The organism is Thioalkalivibrio denitrificans, from assembly GCF_002000365.1.
GTDB lineage: Bacteria > Pseudomonadota > Gammaproteobacteria > Ectothiorhodospirales > Ectothiorhodospiraceae > Thioalkalivibrio_A > Thioalkalivibrio_A denitrificans.
In genome coordinates this window covers 35778-37629 of sequence record NZ_MVBK01000008.1, presented here as the reverse complement: position 1 = coordinate 37629, position 1852 = coordinate 35778, and the positions used below count along the sequence as shown (strand labels likewise).

Genomic DNA, 1852 nt, shown 5'->3' with positions numbered 1-1852 from the left:
ATGAAGGATGAAGGATGAAATCTTAGCCAGGGGACAGGCGAATTCATTCATCCTTCATCCTTCCACCTTCATCCTTTCAACAAAGGTCCCCCCACAACGCCTGAATCACCGCCAGCGCGGCAATGCCGGCGGTTTCGGTGCGCAGGATGCGCGGGCCGAGACTGACGGGGTGCATGCCGTGGCGCCGGGCCAGAGCGATTTCCGCGTCGTCCAGACCGCCTTCCGGGCCAATGAGCAGGTGGACGGGGCCGCGGGGCGACATGTTCCCGAGGCCGTGGTCCGCCTGGGGATCCAGGACCAGCCCGCATATCTCACCACCGTAAGCGTCACGTTCGTCTGACAACCATTGGTCCAGGGTGGTCGCCGGCTCAAGGATGGGCAGTTCATTGCGCCCGCATTGTTCACAGGCGCTGATGATCACGCCCTGCCAGTGGCTGTGGCGGTTGGCGAGGCGGCGGGCATCTCCGCGGGCCTGACTGTGCCGTGTAATGATCGGTACGACACGACTCACGCCCAGTTCCGTGGCCTTCTGCAGGCTGAAGTCCATGCGTTCGCCCCGGGAGATACCCTGCACCAGGGTGACACTCAACGCGGGTCGGGTGTCGCGGTCCTCGAATGCCTTGATATCGGCCGCGGACCGGCGCTTGTCCGCCAGCGTGATCTCTGCCTGATACTCCCCGCCCCGTCCGTTGAAGAGGGTGATTCGTGCACCCGGGCGCAGGCGCAATACCTGGATCGCGTGCCTGTGGGCACGTTCGTCCAGCTCGATGCTGTCTCCAATCGCCAGGGGCTGGTCGACGAACAGGCGGATTGTGCGCATAAGCGGTGGGCGTGGAGCTGGAGTGGACAAAGGAATGTCGCTTATCCTACCAGCGCCTGCAAGGCATCGTAGTGCCCATATAACAATGATGACCCGGCAGGCCGACGCAGCAGGCCGGGGCGCTCAGAGGAGAGCAATGATGAATGCATCACTGAACCGCCTGGTGCGGTCGGGCCTGCTTGTGCTCGTGGCCTGGCTCGGTATGGGCCAGGTCGCCGCCCAGGGGCCGCTGGTACTCACCGCGGCACCGCGGGAGAATCCCGAACAGGGCATGCAGTTATACGGCCCGCTTGCACAACGCATGAGCGAGGCGCTGGGGCGGGAAGTGCAGTATCGTCATCCGGGCAACTGGCTTGCCTATCAGCGCGACATGCGCAACGAGGTCTTCGATATCGTCCTGGACGGGCCGCACCTGATTGCCTGGCGGATCCATGAGATCGATCATGCCCCGTTGGCGCGCATGCCGGGACAGCTGATGTTCGTGGTGATCGTTCCGGAAACCGACACGTCTATCCAGTCTCTGGATGACCTGGTGGCCCGGCGAGTATGCGCGGTGGCCCCGCCGAATCTGGCGCCTCTGGTGCTCCTGTCCCAGTACCCCAATACCATCAGGCAACCGATGATCCACCCGGCCCGGCGCGGTATGCAGCAGGCGTTTGAGCAGTTCCGTGCGGGCGAGTGCGTGGCGGCGGCGCTGCCGGCCGGCTTCTACAACAACATCCTGAGTGACGAGGACAGGGAGGGGACGCGGATCCTTTTCCGCAGCGAGGGCCTGCCGCAGCAGGGCTTCACCGCCGGCCCCCGTGTTGACGAACAGGGCCGTCAAGCGCTCAGGGAACTGCTCACCACAGACGGCGAACAAAGCACCGCACCGCTCCTGCGTCGGTTTGCCGGCGATGCAACCCGCCTGATTCCCGTGGCCCAGGGCGAGTACGATCCCCATTACCTGTTGCTCAAGGGCGTGATCTTCGGCTGGTAGCCGCCGGCCGCCTTGGTGCAATATGCGGGTTAGCTGTGATCTCTCAATACGTT

General features: G+C 63.9%; 2 protein-coding genes. One reads left to right on the top strand and one right to left on the bottom strand.

Going from position 1 to position 1852, the window contains the following annotated elements:
* Positions 1 to 76 precede the first annotated feature (76 nt).
* Positions 77 to 820 carry a 16S rRNA (uracil(1498)-N(3))-methyltransferase gene (locus tag B1C78_RS01630; protein WP_077277396.1) on the bottom strand — a complete coding sequence of 248 codons (744 nt, stop codon included), beginning with the start codon at positions 818 to 820 and terminating at the stop codon, positions 77 to 79.
* Between the two features lie 139 nt (positions 821 to 959).
* On the opposite strand from B1C78_RS01630, the gene B1C78_RS01625 reads away from it, so the two are divergent.
* Positions 960 to 1799 (top strand): PhnD/SsuA/transferrin family substrate-binding protein, encoded by an 840-nt coding sequence (locus B1C78_RS01625; protein ID WP_245795266.1) that lies wholly within the window; start codon positions 960 to 962, stop codon positions 1797 to 1799.
* Positions 1800 to 1852: the final 53 nt, after the last annotated feature.

Bases quoted from the DNA above. Each gene is read 5' to 3' on its own strand.
- B1C78_RS01630 (WP_077277396.1), bottom strand. From the start codon at position 820: ATGCGCACAATCCGCCTGTTCGTCGACCAGCCCCTGGCGATTGGAGAC.
- B1C78_RS01625 (WP_245795266.1), top strand. From the start codon at position 960: ATGAATGCATCACTGAACCGCCTGGTGCGGTCGGGCCTGCTTGTGCTC.